Origin of the sequence: Streptococcus equinus, from assembly GCF_049393735.1 — a bacterium.
GTDB classification, from domain to species: Bacteria; Bacillota; Bacilli; order Lactobacillales; family Streptococcaceae; genus Streptococcus; species Streptococcus equinus_G.
In genome coordinates this window covers 414,653-439,215 of record NZ_CP185946.1, presented here as the reverse complement: position 1 = coordinate 439,215, position 24,563 = coordinate 414,653, and the positions used below count along the sequence as shown (strand labels likewise).

22 protein-coding genes and 1 other RNA gene are annotated in these 24,563 nt (G+C 36.8%); 3 read left to right on the top strand and 20 right to left on the bottom strand.

Going from position 1 to position 24,563, the window contains the following annotated elements; genetic code table 11:
* Positions 1-102: 102 nt before the first annotated feature.
* The 3 genes from rpoZ to ACNTMY_RS02295 all read right to left on the bottom strand — a co-directional run bounded on the left by rpoZ (position 103) and on the right by ACNTMY_RS02295 (position 2,824).
* A complete protein-coding gene (rpoZ, locus tag ACNTMY_RS02305; protein ID WP_003067343.1) occupies positions 103-417 on the bottom strand; it encodes a DNA-directed RNA polymerase subunit omega in 315 nt (104 codons plus the stop codon).
* A 23-nt stretch (positions 418-440) separates the two neighbouring features.
* Positions 441-1,058 carry a guanylate kinase gene (gene gmk, locus ACNTMY_RS02300; protein ID WP_003063524.1) on the bottom strand — a complete coding sequence of 206 codons (618 nt, stop codon included), beginning with the start codon at positions 1,056-1,058 and terminating at the stop codon, positions 441-443.
* Between the two features lie 158 nt (positions 1,059-1,216).
* On the bottom strand, positions 1,217-2,824 hold the full coding sequence (locus ACNTMY_RS02295) for a ribonuclease Y (RefSeq protein ID WP_021141782.1): 1,608 nt from the start codon (positions 2,822-2,824) through the stop codon (positions 1,217-1,219).
* A 148-nt stretch (positions 2,825-2,972) separates the two neighbouring features.
* On the opposite strand from ACNTMY_RS02295, the gene ACNTMY_RS02290 reads away from it, so the two are divergent.
* Positions 2,973-3,458 (top strand): S-ribosylhomocysteine lyase, encoded by a 486-nt coding sequence (locus ACNTMY_RS02290; RefSeq protein WP_423216497.1) that lies wholly within the window; start codon positions 2,973-2,975, stop codon positions 3,456-3,458.
* 73 nt (positions 3,459-3,531) lie between these two features.
* Here ACNTMY_RS02290 and ACNTMY_RS02285 read toward each other — a convergent pair whose 3' ends face one another.
* From ACNTMY_RS02285 to ACNTMY_RS02260, 6 genes are all read right to left on the bottom strand, one after another.
* On the bottom strand, positions 3,532-4,296 hold the full coding sequence (locus ACNTMY_RS02285; RefSeq protein WP_074567267.1) for a (S)-acetoin forming diacetyl reductase: 765 nt from the start codon (positions 4,294-4,296) through the stop codon (positions 3,532-3,534).
* Between the two features lie 147 nt (positions 4,297-4,443).
* Positions 4,444-5,976 carry a cell division site-positioning protein MapZ family protein gene (locus tag ACNTMY_RS02280; protein ID WP_423216496.1) on the bottom strand — a complete coding sequence of 511 codons (1,533 nt, stop codon included), beginning with the start codon at positions 5,974-5,976 and terminating at the stop codon, positions 4,444-4,446.
* 63 nt (positions 5,977-6,039) lie between these two features.
* On the bottom strand, positions 6,040-7,212 hold the full coding sequence (locus ACNTMY_RS02275; RefSeq protein ID WP_027968116.1) for a THUMP domain-containing class I SAM-dependent RNA methyltransferase: 1,173 nt from the start codon (positions 7,210-7,212) through the stop codon (positions 6,040-6,042).
* 170 nt (positions 7,213-7,382) lie between these two features.
* An RNA gene (rnpB, locus tag ACNTMY_RS02270) (RNase P RNA component class B) lies at positions 7,383-7,750 on the bottom strand.
* 66 nt (positions 7,751-7,816) lie between these two features.
* Complete coding sequence (gpsB, locus tag ACNTMY_RS02265; RefSeq protein ID WP_021141777.1) at positions 7,817-8,146, bottom strand: cell division regulator GpsB; 330 nt, start codon at positions 8,144-8,146, stop codon at positions 7,817-7,819.
* A gap of 126 nt (positions 8,147-8,272) precedes the next feature.
* Entirely contained in the window at positions 8,273-8,791 is a 519-nt protein-coding gene (locus ACNTMY_RS02260) for a DUF1273 domain-containing protein (RefSeq protein WP_423216495.1), read from the bottom strand.
* Positions 8,792-8,865: 74 nt separating this feature from the next.
* Here ACNTMY_RS02260 and recU point away from each other — a divergent pair, with 74 nt between their 5' ends.
* Positions 8,866-9,474, top strand: coding sequence for a Holliday junction resolvase RecU (gene recU, locus ACNTMY_RS02255; RefSeq protein WP_423216494.1), 609 nt, complete (start codon positions 8,866-8,868; stop codon positions 9,472-9,474).
* Complete coding sequence (gene pbp1a, locus ACNTMY_RS02250; RefSeq protein ID WP_423216493.1) at positions 9,461-11,686, top strand: penicillin-binding protein PBP1A; 2,226 nt, start codon at positions 9,461-9,463, stop codon at positions 11,684-11,686. The genes recU and pbp1a overlap by 14 nt, the downstream gene beginning before the upstream one ends.
* Positions 11,687-11,777: 91 nt before the next feature.
* Here pbp1a and pepC read toward each other — a convergent pair whose 3' ends face one another.
* The 11 genes from pepC to pbp2X form a co-directional block, all read right to left on the bottom strand.
* Complete coding sequence (pepC, locus tag ACNTMY_RS02245) at positions 11,778-13,115, bottom strand: aminopeptidase C (RefSeq protein WP_423216492.1); 1,338 nt, start codon at positions 13,113-13,115, stop codon at positions 11,778-11,780.
* A gap of 253 nt (positions 13,116-13,368) precedes the next feature.
* Positions 13,369-14,193 (bottom strand): ammonia-dependent NAD(+) synthetase, encoded by an 825-nt coding sequence (nadE, locus tag ACNTMY_RS02240; protein ID WP_423216491.1) that lies wholly within the window; start codon positions 14,191-14,193, stop codon positions 13,369-13,371.
* Positions 14,193-15,653: a nicotinate phosphoribosyltransferase gene (locus ACNTMY_RS02235; protein WP_024344638.1), complete on the bottom strand. Its 1,461-nt coding sequence runs from the start codon at positions 15,651-15,653 to the stop codon at positions 14,193-14,195. The genes nadE and ACNTMY_RS02235 overlap by 1 nt, the downstream gene beginning before the upstream one ends.
* Positions 15,654-15,881: 228 nt before the next feature.
* Positions 15,882-16,796, bottom strand: coding sequence for a thioredoxin-disulfide reductase (gene trxB / locus ACNTMY_RS02230; protein WP_423216490.1), 915 nt, complete (start codon positions 16,794-16,796; stop codon positions 15,882-15,884).
* Between the two features lie 66 nt (positions 16,797-16,862).
* Positions 16,863-17,087: a DUF4059 family protein gene (locus tag ACNTMY_RS02225; RefSeq protein ID WP_423216489.1), complete on the bottom strand. Its 225-nt coding sequence runs from the start codon at positions 17,085-17,087 to the stop codon at positions 16,863-16,865.
* Between the two features lie 82 nt (positions 17,088-17,169).
* Positions 17,170-17,913, bottom strand: a complete 744-nt coding sequence (locus ACNTMY_RS02220; RefSeq protein WP_423216488.1) for an amino acid ABC transporter ATP-binding protein — start codon at positions 17,911-17,913, stop codon at positions 17,170-17,172.
* Positions 17,913-18,716, bottom strand: coding sequence for an amino acid ABC transporter permease (locus tag ACNTMY_RS02215; protein ID WP_423216487.1), 804 nt, complete (start codon positions 18,714-18,716; stop codon positions 17,913-17,915). Before ACNTMY_RS02215 ends, ACNTMY_RS02220 begins: the two co-directional genes overlap by 1 nt.
* Before the next feature lie 32 nt (positions 18,717-18,748).
* The gene (locus tag ACNTMY_RS02210) at positions 18,749-19,573 is read right to left on the bottom strand and encodes a transporter substrate-binding domain-containing protein (RefSeq protein WP_423216486.1); all 825 of its coding nucleotides are present in this window, start codon (positions 19,571-19,573) and stop codon (positions 18,749-18,751) included.
* Positions 19,574-19,738: 165 nt separating this feature from the next.
* Positions 19,739-21,082, bottom strand: a complete 1,344-nt coding sequence (locus tag ACNTMY_RS02205; RefSeq protein ID WP_423216485.1) for a DEAD/DEAH box helicase — start codon at positions 21,080-21,082, stop codon at positions 19,739-19,741.
* A gap of 195 nt (positions 21,083-21,277) precedes the next feature.
* Positions 21,278-22,291 carry a phospho-N-acetylmuramoyl-pentapeptide-transferase gene (mraY, locus tag ACNTMY_RS02200; RefSeq protein WP_423216484.1) on the bottom strand — a complete coding sequence of 338 codons (1,014 nt, stop codon included), beginning with the start codon at positions 22,289-22,291 and terminating at the stop codon, positions 21,278-21,280.
* A gap of 6 nt (positions 22,292-22,297) precedes the next feature.
* Positions 22,298-24,562, bottom strand: a complete 2,265-nt coding sequence (gene pbp2X / locus ACNTMY_RS02195) for a penicillin-binding protein PBP2X (protein ID WP_423216483.1) — start codon at positions 24,560-24,562, stop codon at positions 22,298-22,300.
* Position 24,563 lies beyond the last annotated feature (1 nt).

The following is a 24,563-nucleotide window of genomic DNA, read 5'->3' as shown; positions in this document are numbered from 1 at the left end:
ATTCTACCGAAAAAAAGAATAATCATCATGATAAGTAATGTTGCAGCACTTGTTTACTTTATCACAATGATTTATTACAAGAAAAATCTAAGATAAAATACCTTAGATTTTTTCTCCTTCTTCTTTTTCTTTAGCGATTTGTTCTTTGATTTTACGTTCTTCTTCTTCTTTAGCCAAACGTTCTGCTTCAATGCGAGCAAGGACAGCTGCGCGTTTAGCTTCTGGATCTGGATGGATAACAACGTTACCAGATTCGATTTCTTCAAGAGCTTGCAAAGTAGCTTTTACAGATTTGAATTCTTGAGTTGGTTTAGCACCTGCTTCAAGTTCATGAGCGCGTTTAGCTTGAAGGATGCAAAGTGAGTATTTTGAAGGCACTTTATCAAGCAAAGTGTCAATAGAAGGTTTTAACATCATAGCTTTTTTCTCTTTTCTCTCTTTTAATCAATGTCTTTAATCATGTCATTGTAACGACCAATCACACGATCAACACGGAAGTGTTCTGCTTCAATAATGCGTTTAACACGTTCAGCTGCCAAAGGCACTTCATCATTAACTACAGCATAATCATATTCACGCATCAAAGCAATTTCTTCTTTGGCACGTTCAATACGTTGGCGAATAACTTCTTCGCTATCAGTACCACGACCGACCAAACGATCTTTTAATTCATCCAAATCTGGTGGAGTCAAGAAAATGAATACACCATCTGGAACTTTTTTCTTAACTTGAAGGGCACCTTGAACCTCAATTTCAAGGAAAACATCAATCCCTTTATCAAGAGTTTCATTAACGTAAGTCAGTGGTGTGCCATAGTAATTACCTACATATTCAGCGTATTCCAACATCTGACCATTTTTAATAAGCTCTTCAAATTCTTCACGAGTTCGGAAGAAATAATCAACGCCATCAACTTCTCCAGGCCGTTTTTGGCGTGTTGTCATAGAAACAGAATACTCAAATTTATGATCAGGTGTTGAAAAAATTTCTTGGCGAACTGTTCCCTTACCAACCCCAGAAGGTCCTGAGAAAACAATTAACAAACCACGTTCGGTCATGCCACTCTCCTTATTATAGACTACAAGTTAAGACTTGCTTTTTATCAATTAGACTACAGTCTAGTATATCAAAGATAAGGCTATTTTTCAAGAAAATTTACAAGCTCTTGCTATTAAAAAGAAGTACGTTTAAAACGTACCTCTTTTTGTCTATTTCATTATTTTGCGTAATCAACCGCACGTAGTTCACGAATGACTGTAACCTTAATATTACCTGGGTAATCAAGATTATTTTCAATCTTTTCACGAACTTTATGCGCAATGATTGTTACCTCATCATCGGAAATTTTATTTGGTTGTACCATGATTCGAATTTCACGACCAGCTTGCAAAGCATAGCTATTTTGAACGCCGTCAAAGCTTGTCGCAATTTCTTCCAAATCACGAAGACGTTTGATGTAGTTTTCCATTGACTCATTACGAGCACCTGGACGAGCTGAACTCAAAGCATCAGCAGCCGCAACGATTACAGCAATGACACTTTCTGGTTCGACATCACCGTGGTGACTAGCGATAGCATTAACGACGATTGGATTTTCTTTATATTTGCGAGCAAACTCTGCACCAATCTCAACGTGGCTACCTTCAACTTCGCGGTCAATTGCTTTACCCATGTCATGCAAGAAACCAGCACGACGAGCAAGCATCACATTTTCGCCAAGTTCACTAGCGAGAATACCTGCCATCTTACCAACTTCAACAGAGTGACGTAAAACATTTTGACCATATGAAGTTCTAAATTGCAAACGTCCCATGATTTTAATCAAATCAGGATGCAAGTTTACTGCACCGATTTCAAAAGCAGCAGCTTCACCATATTCACGAATGCGGTTATCCATTTCCAAACGGTTCTTTTCAACCAATTCTTCAATACGCGCTGGATGGATACGACCATCTTGAATCAAAGCTTCCAAGGTCATGCGAGCAATCTCACGACGAATTGGATCAAATCCTGAAAGAACGACCACTTCTGGAGTGTCATCAATGATGACATCAATACCAGTCAAGCTTTCAAGGGTGCGAATATTACGACCTTCACGTCCAATGATACGACCTTTCATGCTATCATCTGGTAAATGAACGGTTGTAATAGTTTGTTCAGTAACGTATTCACCAGCCATTCGTTGCATGGCTTGAGCGAGAATATTTTTGGCGAGTTTGTTAGACTTATCACGAACCTCACGTTCAGCATCTTTAATACGAGTAGCAATTTCGTGCGTTAAATTAGTTTCAGTTTCTGTTAAAATAATTTCACGCGCTTCAGCAATCGTCATCAATGCAACACGTTCAAGTTCCGCTTTTTTCTGTTCTTCAAGTTCTCCGATTTGTTTTTCACGCTCATTAATGTGTCTAGATTTATCGGTTAGACTTTGTTCTTTACTATCCAACACTTTTTCTTTGCTGGTTAGATTTTCATCCTTGCGATCAAGAGAAGACGCTCGTTCTGTTAAACGAGTTTCCATTTGTTTCAACTCTTGTCTTTCAGATTTAAATTCTTTTTCAATCTCTTCTCGATATTTTCTAGCCTCTTCTTTTGCTTCGATCAGTAATTCTTTGCGATGAGCTTTTGTTTCTCGCTCAGCTGATTTTCTAATGTGTTCAGCTTCTAACTCAGCTTTTCCACGTAGATTGACAGCATCCTGTTCTGCATTTAAAAGAGTGAGTTCTGCAGCTTCTTTCGCAGACTTAAGTCTAATCGAAATCAGTGCATAACCAACTATCAAACCAATGAGGGCAAAAACAATCAAGATAATAATATTTGGCATGTTTTTACCTCAATAAAAATTTTAGATTTCATCTATAGAAAGCTACTTTCAAGTTTACCATAAAACAAATTTTTTCACAATTTAAAATTGTAAAGCGTTTTACTAAAATTTATGATATGATTATTAAAACAATACAAAGGAGGCTATTATGTCTAAAAAAGAAGTAACTGTTGAAAGTTTTGAACTCGATCACACTCTCGTTAAAGCACCTTATATTCGTTTGATTTCTGAAGAAGTTGGACCTTCAGGGGATATTATTTCAAACTATGATATCCGTCTTGTTCAACCAAACGAAAATGCTATTCCAACTGCTGGCTTACACACTATCGAACATTTGTTTGCCAAACTTATCCGTGAACGCATTGACGGAATGATTGACTGCTCACCTTTTGGTTGCCGTACTGGTTTCCACATGATTATGTGGGGCAAACACAGCACAACTGAAATCGCAAAAGTCATCAAATCAAGTTTGAAAGAAATTGCTAATGTAACATCATGGGAAGACGTTCCTGGTACAACTATCGAATCTTGCGGTAACTACAAAGACCACAGCTTATTTACAGCTAAAGAATGGGCTAAACTCATTCTTAAAGATGGTATCTCAGACGATCCATTTGAACGTCATATTGTTTAAAAAACAAAAGTCAGCTTTGCTAGCTTTTGTTTCATAAAAGGCAGAGAGAATCTCTCTGCCTTTTATAATAATTTTAATGAAATTGCATACCACCATCAACAATAATAGTTTGCCCGGTAATATAATCAGAATCAGGTCCCGCTAAAAAACTGACAGCTTTAGCCACATCTTCTGGTTCAGATAACCGCTTAAGAGTAATATCTTTAGCGAATGTTTGCATTCCCCATTCATCGTCCTTACCTGCATTTCTACCAACTTCATGGGCAATATCAAACATCATCGGCGTCTTAACAATACCAGGCGCATAAGCATTTACTGTAATACCATAATCTGCTAAATCACGCGCCAAAGTTTGTGTAATACCGCGAATAGCAAATTTACTGCCACCATAAACAGTCAAATTAGGGTTACCTACCACACCAGCTTGAGATGATGCATTAATAATTTTACCACCGTGACCTAATTTTTTGAATTCTGCCAAAGCCGCTTGAGCACCCCAAATTGCACCCCCGACATTAATGGCAAAAGTACGTTCGAAGATGTCTTCTGTGATTGTTTCTAGAGGTGTTGTCGGAGCGACCCCTGCATTATTCACAACTACCGATAAATCTCCAAAATGTTCAACAACCTTAGCAAATGCTTTAGCAACCTCTTCACGCTTAGAAACATCTGCTACAACAGCATAAGCATCTTGAGGAGAAAGTTCCTGAACAGCTTTTTCTGCTGTTTCTTGATTATAATCTAAGATTCCAATTTTAAAACCATCTTCGTGAAGACGTTTTGCGATAGCAAAGCCAATCCCTTGACCTGCACCAGTAACAATGGCTACTTTTACCATAATATCACCCCTTAATCTTTAAGTTACGCCAATTATAGCGTTTTCAAATTTTACTGTCAATTTTTTGAAACTCTTTCAAGTATTTTTCAAAATTTCACTTTAAAAATCAAAAAAGCCCTCCAAAAGGAGAGCTTTTTGAACATTTCATTAATAATCCAATGCGTCAGAATGACCTGAACCATTACCTACAAAGTAACCTGTTTTACAGTTGATTGAAAATAGATATGTTCCGTCTTTTCTAAACATGTTGTAGTAGCCATTACCATTGATGATGTTAACTTTTTCAAGAATATAATCATCACCTGAGAAATAACCACGTGCTTGTGATGTTGAAACAACTTTTTCAAGTACACCATCACCAAATGTCCAAGCGGCATTTCCTGAATCAGCAATAGCAGATTCGTTATATGGAACACGACTTTTATCGCGTTGAAGGTTTGATGTATTAGAAGTTGATTCTGTAGAAGAAGCCTCACTGCTATCTGTTTGGCTAGCAGAACTTGCAGATTGTTCTTGACTACTTGATTGTGTCTTAGATGTTAATTGTTTTTTACCTTCAGTGATAGCAGATTGAAGTAAGTTATCCAATTTAGCATCACCAGTATTTAAAACATCACTAGACAAGTTATCAAAGTTAGCATCAGCTTTTACAGTTCCTGAAACTTTTTTACCATCTACGATGATATCTTTATCAAATAAAGCGTTGATTGCTTTGATAGCAGTAATGTGAGCTGCAACAGTGTCGTATTGTTTTTTAGCAGCATCGTAAAAATCAGTTCCTTTCAAGGCATCTAATTTTTCTTTCAATACTGAGATTTTATCAAACTCACTGTTTTTCAACTTCGTTTTAGTATCATCAGTAAATAGCGCTGCGTAAACATCATCAAAAGCTTCTTTCGCTTCTTTTGCTTTCTTAGCAGCACTTGAACTTGCTGAAGTTTTTTTCGTAGTTGAAGTTGTTGATGAACTTGCAACTGTAGTACTTGAATCTTTGGCGTAGTGTAATCCATAGCCAGCTCCAAAGATAGCTACAACCAAAGCAGCCAAACCACCAATAATCACACGTTTTTTCTTAGATGAAGGTTTGTCATCATCAGAAGAAATCGCAATTGATTCATCAGCTGTTTTGGTTTCTTCCTCAACTGTGGTAGAAACTTGTTCATCAGCGCTTGATTCTTTCGCTTCAACTTCTTTAATCTCATCAACAACTTCTTTGTCATCAGTTGGTGTTTCTTCGACAGAAGCTTCTTTTGTTTCTACAACTTCAGGTTCTGAAACTTCTTTTGCAGGTTCTACAGTTTCTTCAACAACTTCACTTGATGTTTCAGATGGTTCTACATCCTCAACAACTGGTTCTGCTTGAGCTTTTTCAGCTTCTTCGAACACTTCTTTGCTGACAATACCACTATTAACAAGTTCTTCACGTTGTTTTTTAATAAAGTTATCCAAAGCTTCTGTATCTAAATTTTCAAAATCAGATAGCTTTGTTTCAAATTTTTGTGATGTTACTTCATCTCGGTGCTGTTTAATATACTTATCTAAAACGCCATCAGACTCAGTAATTCCAGCTTTCCTTTCAGAATCTTTTCGAACAGCTTCTTCAATGGTTAGATTTTTAACATCTTGCAAGTTAAGCCCGTCTTGCTCTTGTGAAGACGGCATGTCTTTTTTCTCTGACACGTTTTGGTCACCTCTCTAAATAAAATCTCAACTGCCTAACTAAGCTGTTAAGCGCAAATTTCCTTACTTTTCTTTTGCTTGCGCGATAGCAGAGCGTTTAACACGTTCACCGTAAAATTGATACAAATCAACTCTCAAAGTACCATTGTACAATTTACGTTTTTTATCAGCTTGTGACCCGTATTTTCGTTCAAACTGTTCATCGCTAGTCAGAATAAATTTACTCCACGTTTTAAGTGGTGCAAATGTCTGACCCATCTCATTATACAGGATGTCGACAGCTTTGTCATCAAGCAATCGTTCACCATAAGGAGGGTTAGAAACGATAACACCGTTGATTTTATCAGTTTTCAAGTCTTGAAGACGCATTTGTTTAAATTTGACAACATCAGAAAGCCCAGCTTCTTCAGCATTTTTCTTAGCAATTTCAACCATGCGACCATCAATATCAAATCCTGAAATATCAAGTTCAACGTCATAATTAGCTTTTTCTTCAGCTTCATCACGAACTTGTTGAACCAAATCAGCATCCACCCAATTCCACTCTTCAAAAGCAAAATCACGGTTAAATCCTGGAGCAATATTCATCCCGATTAAAGCTGCTTCAATACAGAATGTTCCTGAGCCACAAGTTGGATCAATCAACGGTTTATCAGGATACCAATTTGACAACTCAATAATAGCTGCTGCCATATTTTCTTTGATCGGAGCACCACCTTTTTCAACACGATAACCGCGTTTGAAAAGGCTAGCACCTGTTGTATCAATCATGACAGTTGCTTTATCTTTTAAAATAGAGACTTCAATTTTGAATTCAGCACCATTTTCCTGCAATGGAACACCATCAGGACGGTGATAGACCTTTTGAAGTTTTTTAACAACTGCTTTTTTACTAATTGCTTGAACACTTGGCTCATTATGCAATTTTGATTTGACACATTTTGCTTTTGAGATTGGAAATTTTGCTCCAAGTGGCAAATAATTTTCCCAATCAAGTTTATAAACACCTTGGAAAAGTTCTTCAAAAGTGCGTGCTGGAAATTCTCCAACAATAATTTTGACACGGTCAGCGGCACGCAACCAAAGGTTTGTCACAGCAATGGTTCTAACATCACCTTGAAAACGTACTTTACCATTTTCAACCTGACAATCAATCCCTAAATCACGGATTTCACGTCCAACAACCGCTTCAAGTCCAGCGGCTGCTGTCGCTACTAAATTAAATGTTTTTTTCATTCACACATTCCTATTTCATCAAATACTTATCTATAAGTTTAACACGTTTTACCAGCTTAAAGCTAGCAAAATTTAATTAATTTTAAAATACCAAAACAATTGATGATTTAGTATTAAAATACAGCAAAAATAAAAGCTAGCCTAAGCTAGCTAGATACCTATATGCAATTTTCTATAAGCCATGTTTTGTTCCAGAGATAACTAGGTCTTATCTCCTTCGATAATCATCTGTCTACTGTTTCCAGTCAGGATAAATCGTTCGTTTCCTACTATCCCGTGCCCCTACCAAAGTTTGGGTTGCTAGCTTGAGGGGTTTACCGCGTTCCACTTCTCGGGTTTTCCCAAGAACTACGTCACTGTGGCACTTTTCAGAGCTATTCAAGCATATCAAAAGACTTAGCTTTTTCACTCGCCGTAACATCAAAAAGATGTCCCTAGGCTTATTAATTCACCTAGCACAAACACTACCGGCATCACAGCCAGTGCTAGCATGGACTTTCCTCATGGTACGTAAGGTACCACGCGATTATCCAAAAATTGCAATTTATCATCCTTACCTTCAAATGAAGATAAGACACATACAAAGTTAGTACTTAAATAGTAATTATGATTCAGTAATTTGTTTACCGAATACTTCTTTTTCCAAACGGCTGATACGTTTCAAAATATCAAAGTTAGTTGCCGTTTGAGCCACACGCGCATGATCCGCTTGCGGTGCGACAAATGGAGCTGATGGCGCTTTAGGTTTAGCAGCCAGTTGTTGTTTCAATTTTTCATTTTCAGCACGTAGTTCTTGAACTTGTGAAATATAACTTTCATAATCTTTGATAACATCATCAAGAAACTCGTCTACTTCTTTTTTATCGTAACCACGCATGCTAGTTTTGAACTCTTGTTCAAAAATGTCCTTTGGACTATAAATAATACTTGCCATTCTATCTCTCTCCAAACAAAACTATTCTAGTTAACCTTAGAATATAAAATCGTCATATCAAGATATATGTTACAGAAAATTTAGTGAAAAATCAAGCATTTACTTTTAATTCATATTAAAAATTTATTACCAATCTTCAAGAAATTCATTAAGGCGATCAAAAGTCAGATATTGGATAGGATAATCTGACTTTTCTTGCATCACATGAAGTAAATATTTTAAATTTGTTTCATTTTCTGAATCATAAAAAAGATATGCACCATCTGTATTATCAACCAGAAATTGGTTGTAATTTCTAAATTGACTTGGATTTTCGTAATCTGGATAAGAATACTTCACAAAATCAACTTGTTTAAACTCGCTGAGTTTCATCTGATTAGCTTCATTCCAGTTATGCCCATGATTTTCAAATGTAAAAATTGTAGCAATACTAAAATCATACTCCTCTTGCAACTCTTTTGCAACCTGCAATGCCCAATATTCAAATCCAAGATTTCCCATAAAAATCAACCAGTCGACACCTTCATCAAAGTATCGAATAAAATCATGCTTAATTGCTTTTTTGATAACCTTAACTCGCTCGTCTTTTTCTTGAAAAATGCCAAGCTCAAAACTCTTGTAGCCTGTAACGAGAATTGCAGTCATATTCTGTTTCCTTTCTAAAAATATGTTATAATAGTAGTGCTTATATTGACTTAAGCATGAATGTTAGGAGTTTTATGGTTAATTATCCACATCATATTATTCGAAAACAAGCAGCCCCAGCTTCTAAAAAGGTTAAAAAATCAGCGATTAATTTTGCTAACCGTGGGATGAGTTTTGAAGCAGCGATTAATGAAACTAATAATTACTACTTATCTCGAGATATTGCTGTTATTCACAAAAAACCAACCCCAATTCAAATTGTAAAAGTTGATTATCCTAAAAGAAGTCGCGCAAAAATTGTAGAAGCTTACTTTCGTCAAGCATCAACAACCGATTATTCTGGCGTTTATAAAGGTCGCTACATTGACTTTGAAGCTAAAGAAACTCGGCAAAAGACATCCATGCCACTTAAAAATTTTCATGCCCACCAGATTGAGCACATGGAACATGTCTTAAAGCAAGATGGGATTTGCTTTGTATTACTTCATTTTTCAACAATTAAGGAAACTTATTACTTACCTGCTAGTGCTTTAGTGAACTTTTACCAAATCAATCTCGGCACCAAATCCATGCCACTTGATTATATCAGAAAAAATGGATATATGGTGACGACAAGTTCACTCCCTCAGGTTCCTTATTTGGATATTATCGATCAAAAAATTTTAGGCGGTGATCACAATTAAAAAGAAAACAACAAAACACAGACGATCAAATAAAACCACATCTAACAAGACAGCTATTAAGGTACTTAGATACGCCTTAATCACTATAATGTCATTAGTTGTTGCTGGTTTTGTCATCGGTGGGTTAGTTTTTGCTTTTTATGTTAGCAGCACTCCTAAGCTAACAGCTAGCAAACTATCATCTACCAACTCAAGTTTGATTTACGATACTAATGGCTCATTAATCGCTGATTTGGGTTCTGAAAAGCGTGAAAGTGTCACAGCAAACAGCATTCCACTAAATTTGGTTAATGCCGTTACATCAATCGAAGATAAACGTTTCTTCAAACACCGTGGTATCGATGTTTACCGTATTTTAGGTGCTGCGCTAAATAACTTTACAAGCTCAAGCACTCAAGGTGGATCAACACTTGACCAACAGCTAATCAAATTAGCTTACTTCTCAACAAGTGAATCAGACCAAACATTGAAACGTAAAGCTCAAGAAGCTTGGCTTGCACTCCAAATGGAACGTAAGTACACTAAGGAAGAAATTTTGACTTTCTACATCAATAAAGTGTACATGGGTAACGGTAACTACGGTATGTTAACCGCAGCTAAGTCATACTACGGTAAAGATTTGAAAGATTTGTCTATTGCTCAATTGGCTTTACTTGCAGGTATTCCTCAAGCTCCAAGTCAATATGACCCTTACACAAATCCAGAAGCTGCACAAAACCGTCGTGACACAGTGCTTTCTGAAATGTACGAAGATGGTAACATCACTAAATCAGAATACGACACTGCAGTTGCAACACCGGTTACAGATGGTCTACAAACTCTTACAGAGTCTACAAGCTACGAACCTTATCTTGATAACTACATCAAAGAAGTCATTCAAGAAGTTAGTGATAAAACAGGTCAAGATATCTACTCTGCTGGTCTAAAAGTTTACACAAACGTTGATACAGATGTTCAAAAATATCTATGGGATGTCTACAACACAGACTACTACGTAACATATCCTGACTCTGATTTACAAGTCGCCTCAACAATCGTTGATGTTCAAACAGGTAAAGTTATCGCCCAACTTGGTTCACGTAATCAAGATACAACCGTTTCACTTGGTACTAACCAAGCCGTCCTTACTGACCGTGACTGGGGTTCTACAATGAAACCAATCACTGATTATGCTCCAGCAATTGAACATGGTGTTTACACAAGCACTTCTGATATTACTAGCGATAATAAAGCTTATTGGCCTGGTACTTCTACTCAAATCTATAACTGGGACCGCCAATACTATGGTAATATGACAATCCAAACAGCCATCCAACAATCACGTAACGTTCCTGCTGTTAAGGCACTCGAATCTGTTGGATTAAATAAAGCTAAATCATTCTTGGAAGGTCTTGGCATTTATTACCCACAACTTTACTACTCAAATGCTATCTCAAGTTCAACAAGTGATTCCGATGAGAAATACGGAGCAAGCAGCGAAAAGATGGCTTCTGCTTATGCTGCATTTGCTAACGGAGGAATTTACTACGAACCTCAATACGTCAACAAAGTTGAATTCAACGACGGTACAAGCAAAACATTTGATACATCTGGTAGCCGTGCAATGAAAGAAACAACAGCATACTTGATGACATCAATGCTTAAAACAGTACTAACTTACGGTACTGGTACTGAAGCTGCTATCTCAGGTGTTTATCAAGCTGGTAAGACTGGTACTTCAAACTACTCAGACGATGAACTCGCTGAAATCGAAGAATCAACTGGTATTTACAACAGCGTTGTTGGTACAATGGCACCTGATGAAATGTTTGTTGGTTACACTTCTCAATATTCAATGGCCGTTTGGACAGGTTATAAAAACCGCATGACTCCAATCTACGGTAATGGTTTGAATGTTGCAGCTGATGTCTACAAAGCTATGCAAAGCTACCTTAATGAAAAATATGGTAGTGGTAGCGAAGACTTTGAAGTTCCAAAAGGTGTCTACACAAGTGGTGGTTATGCTTACCTAAGTGGCTCAAGCAAATACACTTATTCAGCATCATCAACTTCAGTTTACAGCAACATCTACGGTTCAAGCTCTTCAGAAGAATCTTCATCTAGCCAATCATCTAGTGAAGAAAGCTCTTCATCAGAAGAAAGCCAAACTTCTGAAGCAGAAACAACCCCAGAAAGCAATGCTGATGCAAGTAGCACTGAAACTAGTAACTAGTACTTAAATTAAAAACTCCTCCGATTATTCAGAGGAGTTTTTCTTATATCTAAAAAAGTATCAATAGCTAAAACTACTGATACTTTTTGTCTTATTTACTTGCAAGTGCTCCCATTGGGTCCCATGGTGCAAGAACGATTGGTTCAGCTTCATAAGCTGCACGTTCTTCTGCTGTCAAGAATTCTTTACGTACCACGATTTGGTATGTGAATTCATCCATCCAAGCATCAGAAGCAACAAAGTAACCTTTATTACCAACTTTATCTCCCCATGAATTTTCGACTTTCCATTTAAGAGATTTGCCGTTTTCATCCAAGTCAACACCTGTAAGAACCATAGCGTGTGTCATCAAGCTTTCGCTGTAATCAAGACGTCCAGCTTTATCTTGTGTGAAATTGATATCCATTGCAGTATCAAAATCATAAACATTTGTTGCCATGATACCTTTTTGACGATCTGAAATTTGACCAACATCAGAACCAAACCAAACAGTTTCACCAGCTTGCATTTGAGCGATAGCCAATTCTTTGAAGCGTTCCATATCAAGGTTAATGTAACGAACGTCACGGCTACCAACAACGTTACCAAGCATTTCAACTGTGTATGATTTACCAAAAGGTTTGTCAGCTGTTGGTGCATTGATAACTGAAACATATTCTGAAAGTTCTAGGCCAACATATTTTTTGAAGAATTCTTGTGGTGTGATATTTTTATCTGAGTAGAAATTGTTATCTTTATCACGGTAAGCAAAATCAAAAGTACGTGGTGGCAAGCCTAGATTGATAGCTAAGAAATTGAAGACTTCTTGAAGAAGTTCTTCTTTTTTAGCTTGAACCGCTTTTTCATCTGCACCTGCTGCAATAGCTTCACGCAAGATTTGAGCATCTTGACGCAATAGTTTGTTAAGGTATTGGTTCAATTCACGACTATTGCTTGATGAAATTGATTCTGGGTAAGCTGCTTTTGGTACAACACCATATTTTTCAAAAAGTGCAACAACCATATCCCATTGACCACCGTCTTGTTGTGGAACATCAAGCAAGAATTTCACTTTACGGCTACCAAGTTCTTGGTCAGCAGTCGCAATCACTTGTTCTAAGAACCAGTTTGATTTTTCGTATTTATCCCAGAAAAATGTGTGTGCTTGAGAAAGCTCAAAGTTTTCCAAGTTAAGGTCTGAAATCATTTTATGACGGAAAGTGTTAAGAGCTGCAAACATCCAGCAACGTCCTGACGCTTTTTGGTTAGCAACTTTATCCTTTGTTAAATCAATTGAAAAAGCATGGTCATTATCCATTTCACTTTGACGAGTTTCAAGAGATTTTAACAAACCATTGTGAGTTACAGCATTTTCAACAGCACGTAATTTGCTATTAGCTTCATAATCAGCAAATAGCTTATCAGTAAATGTTGATGATAATTCTGACATATTTCCTCCTAAACATCCGTAGGCTTCACATTATGTTATTTTTTCTGACTTAAGCCTACTTAACTAATATCCATTATAGCGCTTATAAAAGAGATTGCAAGGGGTTTTATCAGAATTTTTAATACTTTTTGAAATTTTCAAAAAGTGCGTAAACTCTTCTGACACTTTCTAGTAATATCAATTGACATCATCTGACACTTGATGATAGTGATTTTAGTTCAAAAAAAGACCCTAACGGGTCTCTTTTTAAATATTACTTCCAGAAATCATCAAATACTGAAATAGGTAAGTGACGTTTGTGGCCTGTTTTATTCCACCAGTTTTCAATTTTAGCTTGTGCTTCTGGTGAAACTTTTTTACCTTCAAGATAGTCATCAATATCGTTGTAAGTTACACCAAGTGCCACTTCATCTGCGATACCTGGACGGTTTTCTTCCAAGTCTGCAGTAGGGATTTTTTCGTAGATAGCTGGGTCAGCACCAAGTTCAGCAAGTAATTGTTTTCCTTGGCGTTTGTTCAAACGATAAATTGGAATAACATCGGCACCACCATCACCGAATTTTGTAAAGAATCCAGTGATATTTTCTGCAGCGTGGTCAGTACCAATAACAGCACCGCTATTTTCACCTGCTACTGCATATTGTGTAATCATACGTTGACGAGCTTTAATGTTTCCTTTGTTAAAATCAGAAACTTTAATTCCAGCTTTTTCAAGTTCATGAACTTGTCCGTCAACTGCTTCTTTAATGTTAACAGCAATGCTAACATCTGGTTTGATGAATTGAAGAGCACGTTGTGCATCATCTTCATCTGCTTGAACGCCATATGGCAAGCGAACAGCGATAAATTTGTAGCTATCGTCTCCTGTTTCAGCACGCAATTCTTCTACAGCGATTTGTGCCAAACGACCTGCTAAACTTGAATCTTGTCCACCTGAAATACCAAGAACATAACTTTTAAGGAAAGAATGTTTTTTCATGTAATCTTTTAAGAAATCAACAGATACACGAATTTCTTCTTTAGGATCAATACTTGGTTTAACACCCAATTCTGCAATAATTTTTTCTTGTAAAGTCATTACTTAACTTCTCCTTTTTGCTGTGCTTCTTTACGAATACGGTCGATAAGATCCATTTTGTTTTGCCAAACTTCTTGTGACAAATCAACTGGATAATCTTGAGGATTAAGAAGACGTTTGTACTCATCCCAAAGTTTGTCATACTCTTTGCGAGCGTAATCTTGAATTTCAGCAAGTGTTGGTAAGTTATAAACCAATTCACCTTTATCAAAGATATCAACAAGAAGAGGAACAGCTTCAAAATCTTTCACTGTTTTATTGATGTAAGTGTATGTTGGGTGGAACATGTAAACTTCATCAAGTTCGTTAACATCAGTATCTGTGAAAGTGATGTAGTCACCTTCAGTTTTGTTGCGTTCACGACTAGTAATACGCCAAACTTGTTTTTTACCTGGTGTAGATACTTTTTCAGCGTTATTTGACAACTTGATAGTATCTTGCATGACACCATTTTCGTCTTCGATTGAGACGATTTTGTAAACTGCACCAAGAGCTGGTTGATCGTAAGCTGTGATTAGTTTTGTACCAACACCCCAAACATCAATTTTAGCTTTTTGCATCTTAAGGTTAAGAATAGTATTTTCATCCAAATCGTTTGAAGCGTAGATTTTAGCATCTGGGTAACCAGCAGCATCCAATTGTTCACGGATTTTTTTAGACAAGTAAGCCATGTCACCTGAGTCAATACGAACACCTAGAAAGTTAATCTTGTCACCAAGTTCATTGGCAACACGAATGGCTGCAGGAACGCCTAAACGAAGTGTATCGTAAGTATCAACTAAGAAGACACAGTCTTTGTGAGTTCCTGCATAAGCCATAAATGCATCATAATCGTCACCATAGGCTTGAACAAGAGCGTGGGCATGTGTTCCTGATACTGGAATATCAAACATTTTACCAGCGCGAACATTTGAAGTGGCATTGGCACCACCAATAACTGCTGCACGTGTACCCCAAATTGCTGCATCCATTTCTTGGGCACGACGGCTACCAAATTCAAGCAATGGTTCGTCGTCAATGACTGAACGAATACGAGCTGCTTTCGTAGCAATCAATGTTTGGAAGTTTACGATGTTAAGCAAAGCTGTTTCAACCAATTGACATTGAGCAAGTGGTCCTTCAACTTGAACGATTGGTTCATTAGCAAAAACCAAGTCACCTTCTTGAGCAGAACGGATGCTCAATTCCAATTTGAAATCTTTCAAATAAGCAATAAAATCAGCTGGATAACCTAATTCTTCCAAGTAAGCAATATCTGTTTCAGTAAAGCGAAGGTCTTTTAGGTACTCAACCATACGTTGCAAACCAGCAAAGACAGCATAACCATTTTCAAATGGTTCTTTACGGAAATAGACTTCAAATACGGCATTTTTGTTGTGAATGCCTTTATCAAAATAAACTTGCATCATATTAATTTGATACAAATCTGTGTGGAGAGTTAAACTATCATCTTGATACATGTGGTATCCCCTTTTTAAGAATATTGACTCAATACTAGTCTTATCAGCTAGGCTTAATGCCCCTTGCTAGTATCTGTCAAAAGATTAATTATCCCCCATATTATAGCACAAAAAGACAATGCTTGCTAAAACTTTGTGAGTTTTTGCGCAAAGGCTTGAAAAAAGTTGCTCTTTTTCAGAAAAAATTTCCAAACATAAAAAGTCCTGATATCATATCAGGACCTTATTTTATTTCATATTTTCGATATATTGGTAAACACCTTGTCCAGCAATGGCACCATCGCCTACAGCTGTTGTGATTTGACGAAGTTCTTTCTTACGAACATCTCCAACGGCAAAGATCCCAGGAATAGATGTTTTCATATGGTCATCAGTAATAACCCAACCTGCTTCATCAGTGATTCCTAGATTTTCAACCATTTTAGAAACAGGATCAACTCCAACATAGATGAAAATGCCTCCGAACTCATGTTCGCTGATTTCACCAGTTTTAACATTTTCAACAGTCACACCAGAAACTTTGATGTCATTTCCTTTGATTTCTTTGACCACTGAATCCCAGATGAATTTGATTTTTTCATTAGCAAAAGCACGGTCTTGCAAGATTTTTTGTGCGCGTAATTCATCGCGACGGTGAATGATTGTTACTGATTTTGCAAATTGTGTCAAATAACTAGCTTCTTCGACTGCTGAGTCACCACCACCAACAACTAGCAAATCTTGATTACGGAAGAAAGCACCATCACACACCGCACAGTATGAAACACCACGGCTTGTAAATTCTTCTTCACCTGCTACACCGAGGGCACGATTTTTAGCTCCAGTAGCCAAGATGATTGTCTTAGCTTCGTAAGTAGCATCTTCAGTAATGACACGTTTGATCTTGCCAGCATCCTCAATACTTTTTACGATACCGTAGATATTTTCAACACCAAATTTTTCAAGTGGTGCGTGCATTTTCATTGATAACTCAGGACCAGAAATATGGTCATATCCTGGGTAGTTTTCAATTTCTGAAGTGTTATTCATTTGCCCACCTGGAGCACCTTGTTCGATAATACCAACTTTCAAATTGGCACGCGCGGCATAAAGCCCTGCAGTCATTCCGGCAGGACCAGATCCAATAATTAATGTATCGTACATGTATCTTTTACCTCGTCTTATAGATTATTTTTCAATTCTATCAATCTAGTCTCAAAAACGCAATTATTATGCTTTGAACATTAGTAAAACAGCCATAAAAGCAAATGAAAGAATCGGAATTACCATAATAGCTATCATCAAAACATCATACAAAAAAGATTGGCGCTCCTTGACAGTTTTATCGTATTTACGATTAGCACGCCAAAAATTCCAAATAACACCAGCTAAAACAACACTGATGATTGATAACAGTAATCCCTCAATATAGAGACCAAAAATTTCTAAAAACATATCTCACCCTGTACTAAGCATTATTTTTTACTCTAAAAAAGCTGAAAAAACTTTCAGCTTATATTATATCAAATCTGTGTACTTAAATATACGTTTTTGAATAATTAGCAAAGAATTCTTTAGTTCTTGCTTCTTTAGGGTGTTTAAAAATTTCCTCTGGACTACCTGCTTCTAGGATTCGTCCTTTATCTAAAAAGAGAACCTTGTCAGCAACTTGATAAACAAAATTCATGTCATGACTGACTAGAATCATCGTTTGACCTGCTTTAGCTGCATCGGCAATTGATTTTTCTACCTCTCCAACCAACTCAGGATCAAGTGCTGATGTTGGTTCATCAAGCAAGAGAACATCAGGCTTCATAGCAAGCGCACGCGCTAGCGCCACACGTTGCTTTTGACCCCCAGATAAATGTTTTGGGTAATGATTTTCGCGGTCAGACAAACCAACTTTTGCCAATTCTTCTTTAGCAATCTTAGTTGCTTCAGCATCAGAAATCTTCTTAACTACTTTTAACCCTTCTTTGACATTTTCAAGGGCAGTTCGGCGCTCAAAGAGATTAAACTGCTGAAAAACCATAGCTAATTTTCGACGGAGTGCCAAAATATCTTCCTTGGAAATACTCTGAAAATCAACTTTAAAATCATCAATCGAGATACTTCCGTAATCAGCTTTCTCCAAGTAATTCAGGCTGCGCAAAAATGTTGATTTTCCAGCTCCGGAAGCACCGACAAGTGCAAGGACTTCACCTTTTTGGATATCAACATTTAAGCCATCCAAAACTTTCTGGCCTGAAAATGCTTTTGTTAAATTTGTAATTTTAATCATTAGCGAATTTCTCCCGTTACAATTTCTTGGCTTACTTCCGGTGTATCAATTGACATTTTATTTTCAATCAAGCGTCCAATTTGTTCAATGATAATGCTAATCACCCAATAAACGATTGCTACAGAGATGTAACGCTCAAAATAACGATAGTCTGAACCGCCTAAAATCTGCGCCTGCGCAAACATTTCAACAATCCCTGCATTAAAGGCAAGTGATGTCCCCTTAGTCAAACCAATCAAACTATTAATCAATGTCGGAGTAGCAATCACTGCTGCATTTGGAATGATGACACGTCGATATACTTGAAATGAAGTCATACCCAAACTTTTAGCAGCTTCGATTTCTCCAACATTCACAGCTTGAATTGCTGCTCGAATAGTCTCACTCGTATAGGCTGCTTCATTAAATGCAAATGCTGTCACTGCAAAGACTGATGCTGGAATAGCATTAATATTCCAATCAAAGCCATATTTCAATTTAAGGAATTTCAAGAAAAGCGGAATTCCATAATAAGTCAACATGAGCTGAACCAAGATTGGGGTACCACGAAGGAAACTGACAAAGACAGCTTGAATAGGATATAAAACCTTTGTTCGATTGATTTTCACGATAGCAAATAACAAAGCTAGTAATAATCCAAACAAAGCTCCTGCTATAGTCAAGCCAAGTGTTGTTGGCAAGTGTTCAATCAAATCAGGTATAGCATCAAAAACCGCTCGCCAACTAAATAGCTGACCTTCGGGAATTTTTTCAACTAACTTATCATACCAAGATAAGCCAGTCGCAAGTGTATTTAAAGACATGTAAGCTCCTTTTTAAATTCAAAAAAACTCTATCACTCAATACCTGAAACAAAGTCACCACCAAAATATGTTTGGCTCAATTCTGTTAAAGTACCATCAGCTTTCAATTCTTTGATACGTTTGTTGACAAATTTTTGCAAGTCTTTGCCTTCATCTGTATTAGCAAACAAGAGGTATTCTAAGCCATCATTTTTTCCACCAATTGAATCTTTGACGTTTGTCACGGTCAAGTTAAATCCTTGGTCCTCAATAAGGTAATTTGATGAAATGGCATCATAAAGAATAAAATCAATCGTTCCATTTTCAATGTGTTGAATACGAGTTGTCAATCCAGTTGAGCTTGCCGCGTATTTAATGTTGATTGGTTCTTTGTCAGGATTTTCTTTATTCCAATTTTCCAAAACTTGAGCGTAGTTTGAACCAGAAATCACTTCTGTCTTTTTACCAGATAGATCATCTAGGCTATCATAGCTTGTTCCCTCAGCACTTGTAATGGCGTAATTGGAATGTGAAATCGGGTCTGAAAAAAGGTACTTCTTAGCACGCTCTTCATTGTAGTTAAAATCATTTGCCGCAATTTGATAACGATCAGCATCAACCCCAGTCAAAATTGAGTCAAAAGCTGTTGTCACAAATTCTACTTTATACTCTTTTGAGTCTTTAAAAATTGCATTGATAACATCAATGTCATATCCTTTAAAATTATCATTTTCCTTAAACGTAAATGGTGCTGTATCAGAATCTGTTGCTACTTTCACCACTGTTTTTCCATCAGATTGTGATTGACTTGAGCAAGCAGCTAAAATAAAAGCTACTGAGGCAAAAACTACAGTTGTCAATAATCTCTTCAATTTCATCACATCGTCCTCTTTTCTAATAATTACTTCTCAGTCTATCAAACTTCGTGTAACTTGCCTAATACATATTTTTTATTGAGCTGATAGGTAAAAACTATCAAAGTGATAAGCAGGATTCTTGACATGAAAAAAACCTGAGACAATGTCTCAAGTTTTTGGATTTTTTTAGAAAGTTTGTTTTCTTGCTTTACGTTCGGCACGTCCTTTTGCACGGTTAGCTGCGCGGCGTTCACGTTTGCGTTTTTCTTCAACTTTCCATTGAATTTTTTTCTTGTATCCTGGTTTGATTTTTTTCTTTTTCTTCTTAACCAAACCAATCATTTCTGTATCAAGTTTTTGATATGATTTTTCACGGTTAGCACGACGGTCACGATCGTATGTATCCTTGAACTCACCATTTTTAAGCATTTTCGGTACAAATTTAATACCTAATTTTTCAAGTTCACGAATATCTGAATCATCACTCGGTTGGTAAAGTGTGATGGCAATACCATTTAATCCATTACGACCTGTACGCCCAACACGGTGAACAAAGAATGACAAATCTTGTGGAATAGCATCGTTGATAACGTGACTAACCCCTTCAATATCAATCCCACGTGCTGCCAAATCAGTTGCAACGATATATTCGTAAGACAATTTTTTGATTTGGTTCATTGTACGTTTACGTTCGCGTGGTGGAATACCACCGTGAATTTTAGCTACTTTCAAACCATTTGAAACAAGGTAGCTATGCAATTCATCAGCACGTTCCTTAGTGTTAACAAAAATCATAGCAAGGTATGGATTAATAGCCTTAGTGATTTCCAGAATTTGGGCATTTTTATCACGACCTTTAGTTGATACCAACCAGTTGTCGATTGTATCAGCGATAACAGTCGTTGTCTTGATTTTTTCCATGACTGGATTTGTCAAATATTTTTTCAAGAATGGTTGAAGTTTTTGTGGAATCGTTGCTGAGAAGACCAAAATTTGGACATCTTTTGGCAATGTACCAGCAATTTTATCAACCGTATCAAGGAATCCCATATCAAGCGTCATATCAGCTTCATCGACAACAAAAGTATGAGCCTTGTAGATTTCAAGGTCGCCTGATTTTACCAAATCATAGATACGACCAGGTGTACCAATGACAATGTGTGGTTGAGCTGATTTTAGCTTTTCAATTTGACGAAGTTTGTCAGTACCACCAACATAGTTTGCTACACGAATTTCTGTTTCAGATTTTTCAGCAATTTGTTTTGTTGCTTGATAAATTTGTGTTGCCAATTCACGACTTGGTGCTGTAATAACAACTTGAACGTTGTCGCTATTCTCATCTAATTTTTCAAAAATAGGAAGCAAGAAAGTGTGTGTTTTCCCTGAACCTGTTTTTGATTCACCAACCAAATCACGACCTGAACGCACAACTGGAATTAATTTTTGTTGTACTTCTGTCGGATTTTTGAATTTAAGCTCTGCGAGTGCCTCACGGATGTAGGGCTTAAAATTAAAATCATTAAAAGACATGTTTTACCTCAATTTCTTATCTCATCAAGTATAACTTGAAAATTCTCTTCATTAACTTATCGTTTCATTCTAGTCTAAATCGACTAGCCGAATTTTTTCATTCTCTCCTATTATATCATTAAAAGGGCAATTAAAGCAAAGTACTATGCGCTTTAAATAAAAAAAGAGAGCTGGATTTTTCCAACTCTCATTAGTTTAAAAGACATATAAAATCATCAAAGTGATAACACTTGCGACAATTCCAACAGTCCACAAGAAAGCATCAACTTTCCATTCAGACCATTTTTCTGATTTTCCTGACAAGCCGCCAAGCTCTAGATGATGGTGGAATGGTGTCATACGGAAAATACGACGACCTTCACCATATTTTTTCTTCGTATATTTAAAGTATGACACTTGAAGCATTACTGAAGCTGTTTCAAAAACATAAACAAAACCAATAATAAGAAGTGTCCATTCTTGGCGAAGAGCAATTGAGATTGTTGCAAGCATGGCTCCTAGTGATAAACTGCCCACATCACCCATGAAAACTTTAGCTGGCTTGTGGTTGAAAATAAAGAAACCAAATAAAGCACCAATCATAGTAACGATAATCAAAAGAACATCAAATTGTTTTTGGACAATTGCAATCACACCGTAAGCAGCCAAGCTAATTGCTACTGAAATGGAAGCTAATCCATCAATACCATCTGTTAAGTTAACAGCATTTGAAAAACCAACAATCCAGAACAGAACAAAGAGAACATAAAACACACCAAGGTGAATATCAATACCAAAAACATTCAAATCATCTGTCCCACTTGGACGAACATGAACAAAGTAGAAAATCAAACCAGCAATGATTTGTAGGCTCATTTTTTGCCAAGGTGTCAAACCTTCATTAACTTGTTTAAAGATTTTCAAGAAATCATCAAGAAATCCGATGATTCCATAAATCAAAACAACTAACAAAATTCCTACTGTAGCACTCATTGAAGTCCCTGCTTGTCGTTCAATAAAGAAACTACAAAATAGGCTAACAAGAAGAGCAACTGTTAAGAAAACTGTTCCTCCCATTGTTGGTGTACCAGCTTTAGCTAAATGCTGTTTGACGTCCTCATGCATTTGTTGTCCACCAATTTTTTTCAATTGATAGATACGAATAAAATGCGGCATAGCAAATACTGTCAAAACAAAGGCAACAATACCTGCAATTAAACTTAAAAACATTTTAGTTTAGTCTCCTAGAGTAATTTTAATTTTTTTAACGTGGTCAATATCTTTTTCAGAATCGACACTTTGCTTGATGACCTTACTTCCTGAACCTTTGAAAGTCACTTTAATACCAGTCCACTTCGCAAATTGTTTAACATTTGCTTTTGTCCAGCCGTACATATCAGGCATTGTTTTTAGATTTCCTGTCCAAAGAAGAACTTGTTCGTTTTGAGCAAGATTACTTCCAACTTTTTTAGACATTTTCTTAATTTTATTACCTGAACCAACAACTACAGGTTGAACAAGATTATTACGAAGCTCTTGGGCTGTATCACCAGGTGCTTTTCCGATATAATCTTTCAATTGATATTTTGTCTCAGTATCAGTACCTGTGACAGCCGTACTTGTCAAAGTATCTTTAATCATCATAGCACGTTCAAGAACTGGGTTAACAACATCTTTCCAGAATGAACGTTTGAAAGTTGTCGTTGGTTGTTGAAGAGTGACATACATGATAAAGTCAGGATCATCTGATGGCACCATAGCAACTACTGAGTTGATATAGTCGTTATCACCTGTCAAGTATCCACCACCTTCTTCAGCAGACGCAGCGATTTGGGCAGTACCAGATTTTACGGCAACTGAGTAACCACCAACTTGGATAACTGGTGCTCCTTCAGTGCTATCATACAAAGTACCATATTGTGAATCTGTACCAACCGTTACCATGTAATCAAGGGTTTGATCAGCAGCATCTTCTGAGACAGGATTCCCAGCAATTTCTGCTGAAGCTTTACGAGCTGTATTGTTATTTGGATCATAGATTTGGCTGATAAATTGCGGCTCAAGCATAACCCCTTTATTAGAAATAGCTGTAAAGGCGCGCAGCATTTGAACCTGTGTCACACCAATACCTTGTCCAAATGAACTCATGGCAATAGTAACTTCGTTGTCTGATGGCAACAAACCGCTACCTTCATTAACCATACCAAAACGTGTTGGGTAACCAAATTTAAATTTAGACAAATAGTTTAACCATTTATCATTACCCATTTTTTGTTCAAGACTTGTCATAGCAACGTTACTTGACCAAGCAAAACCTTGTGCGTAAGTCAAATACTGCACAGAAGTATTACCTTCATTGACGTTCCAGTCATTGATGGTTGTATCAGCGACCGTAATACCATTAATGGTAGAAATCACTTCATTTGGTGTGAAGACATCATCATCAATAGCTGAAGCAAGTGTCATTACTTTCATAGTTGACCCTGGTTCGTAATAACTTTGATAAAGAAGTGTATTCCAAGTATTTAGATTATCTTCGTTATAACCTTCTAATGTCTGAGCGTTATAGGTTGGACGTTGCGTTGTCGCTAAAATCTCACCAGTCTTAGCATTAACAACTGTCGCGCTAGCGTATTTACCTTGGGCATCATTTTGGAAAATATCCATCTGTGACTCAAGGTAAGATTGCAATGGTTCAGAAAGTGTTGTATAAACATCTTTTCCGTCAACAGCTCTTTTGACAGTAGTTTCAGTACCAAGAAGCAAATTACCATTTTTATCTTTTTGGTATGTCACTTTCCCGTCAGTTCCTGAAAGAACGTCATCTAATGACGCTTCAAGTCCAGAAGTACCGACAAGACTTGATGTTTTACCATCTTTATTTTCTTTTAATTGGGCAAGCCCTAAGAATTGAGAAGCAAAGACACCATTTGGATACATACGTCCTGGTGTTGATTCAAAACCAATTCCCTTGATTCCAGCTTCTTTCATAGCTGATTCGATAGAAGATTTTGTACTATATGAAAGTCCTGAACCAGCAGTACCGAAAGAGACTTGGAAAAGCCCACTTTGATTCAATTGTTTTAAGACTTGGTCCTTATCAATGCCAATTTGAGCATTTAAAATCTCAGCAACTTTATCGTATTGAGATTTTTTGACATACAATTTTTCGCCTGTTGAAGAAACATATGATTTTGAAATAATCGCATAAACACTATATGTTGTTGAATCTTCAGCAAGAGCAACTCCATTTCGGTCATAAATCGTTCCACGTTTTGCTTGTACAGTCACAGTTTGCTGATAAACATCAGACGCTTCACTTGATAAATTATGACCAAATTTTGTATCTGTCCCAACAATAATGGCAAAATTGATAATAAACACAAAGAAAAGGAAGACTGCCAGAATCATAAGATTCTGACCAACACGCTCGCGATTCTTATCGGGTGTGCGTCTGTCCTTTACTACATAGTCTAAAAAACGATTCATTAAATTTTTCATA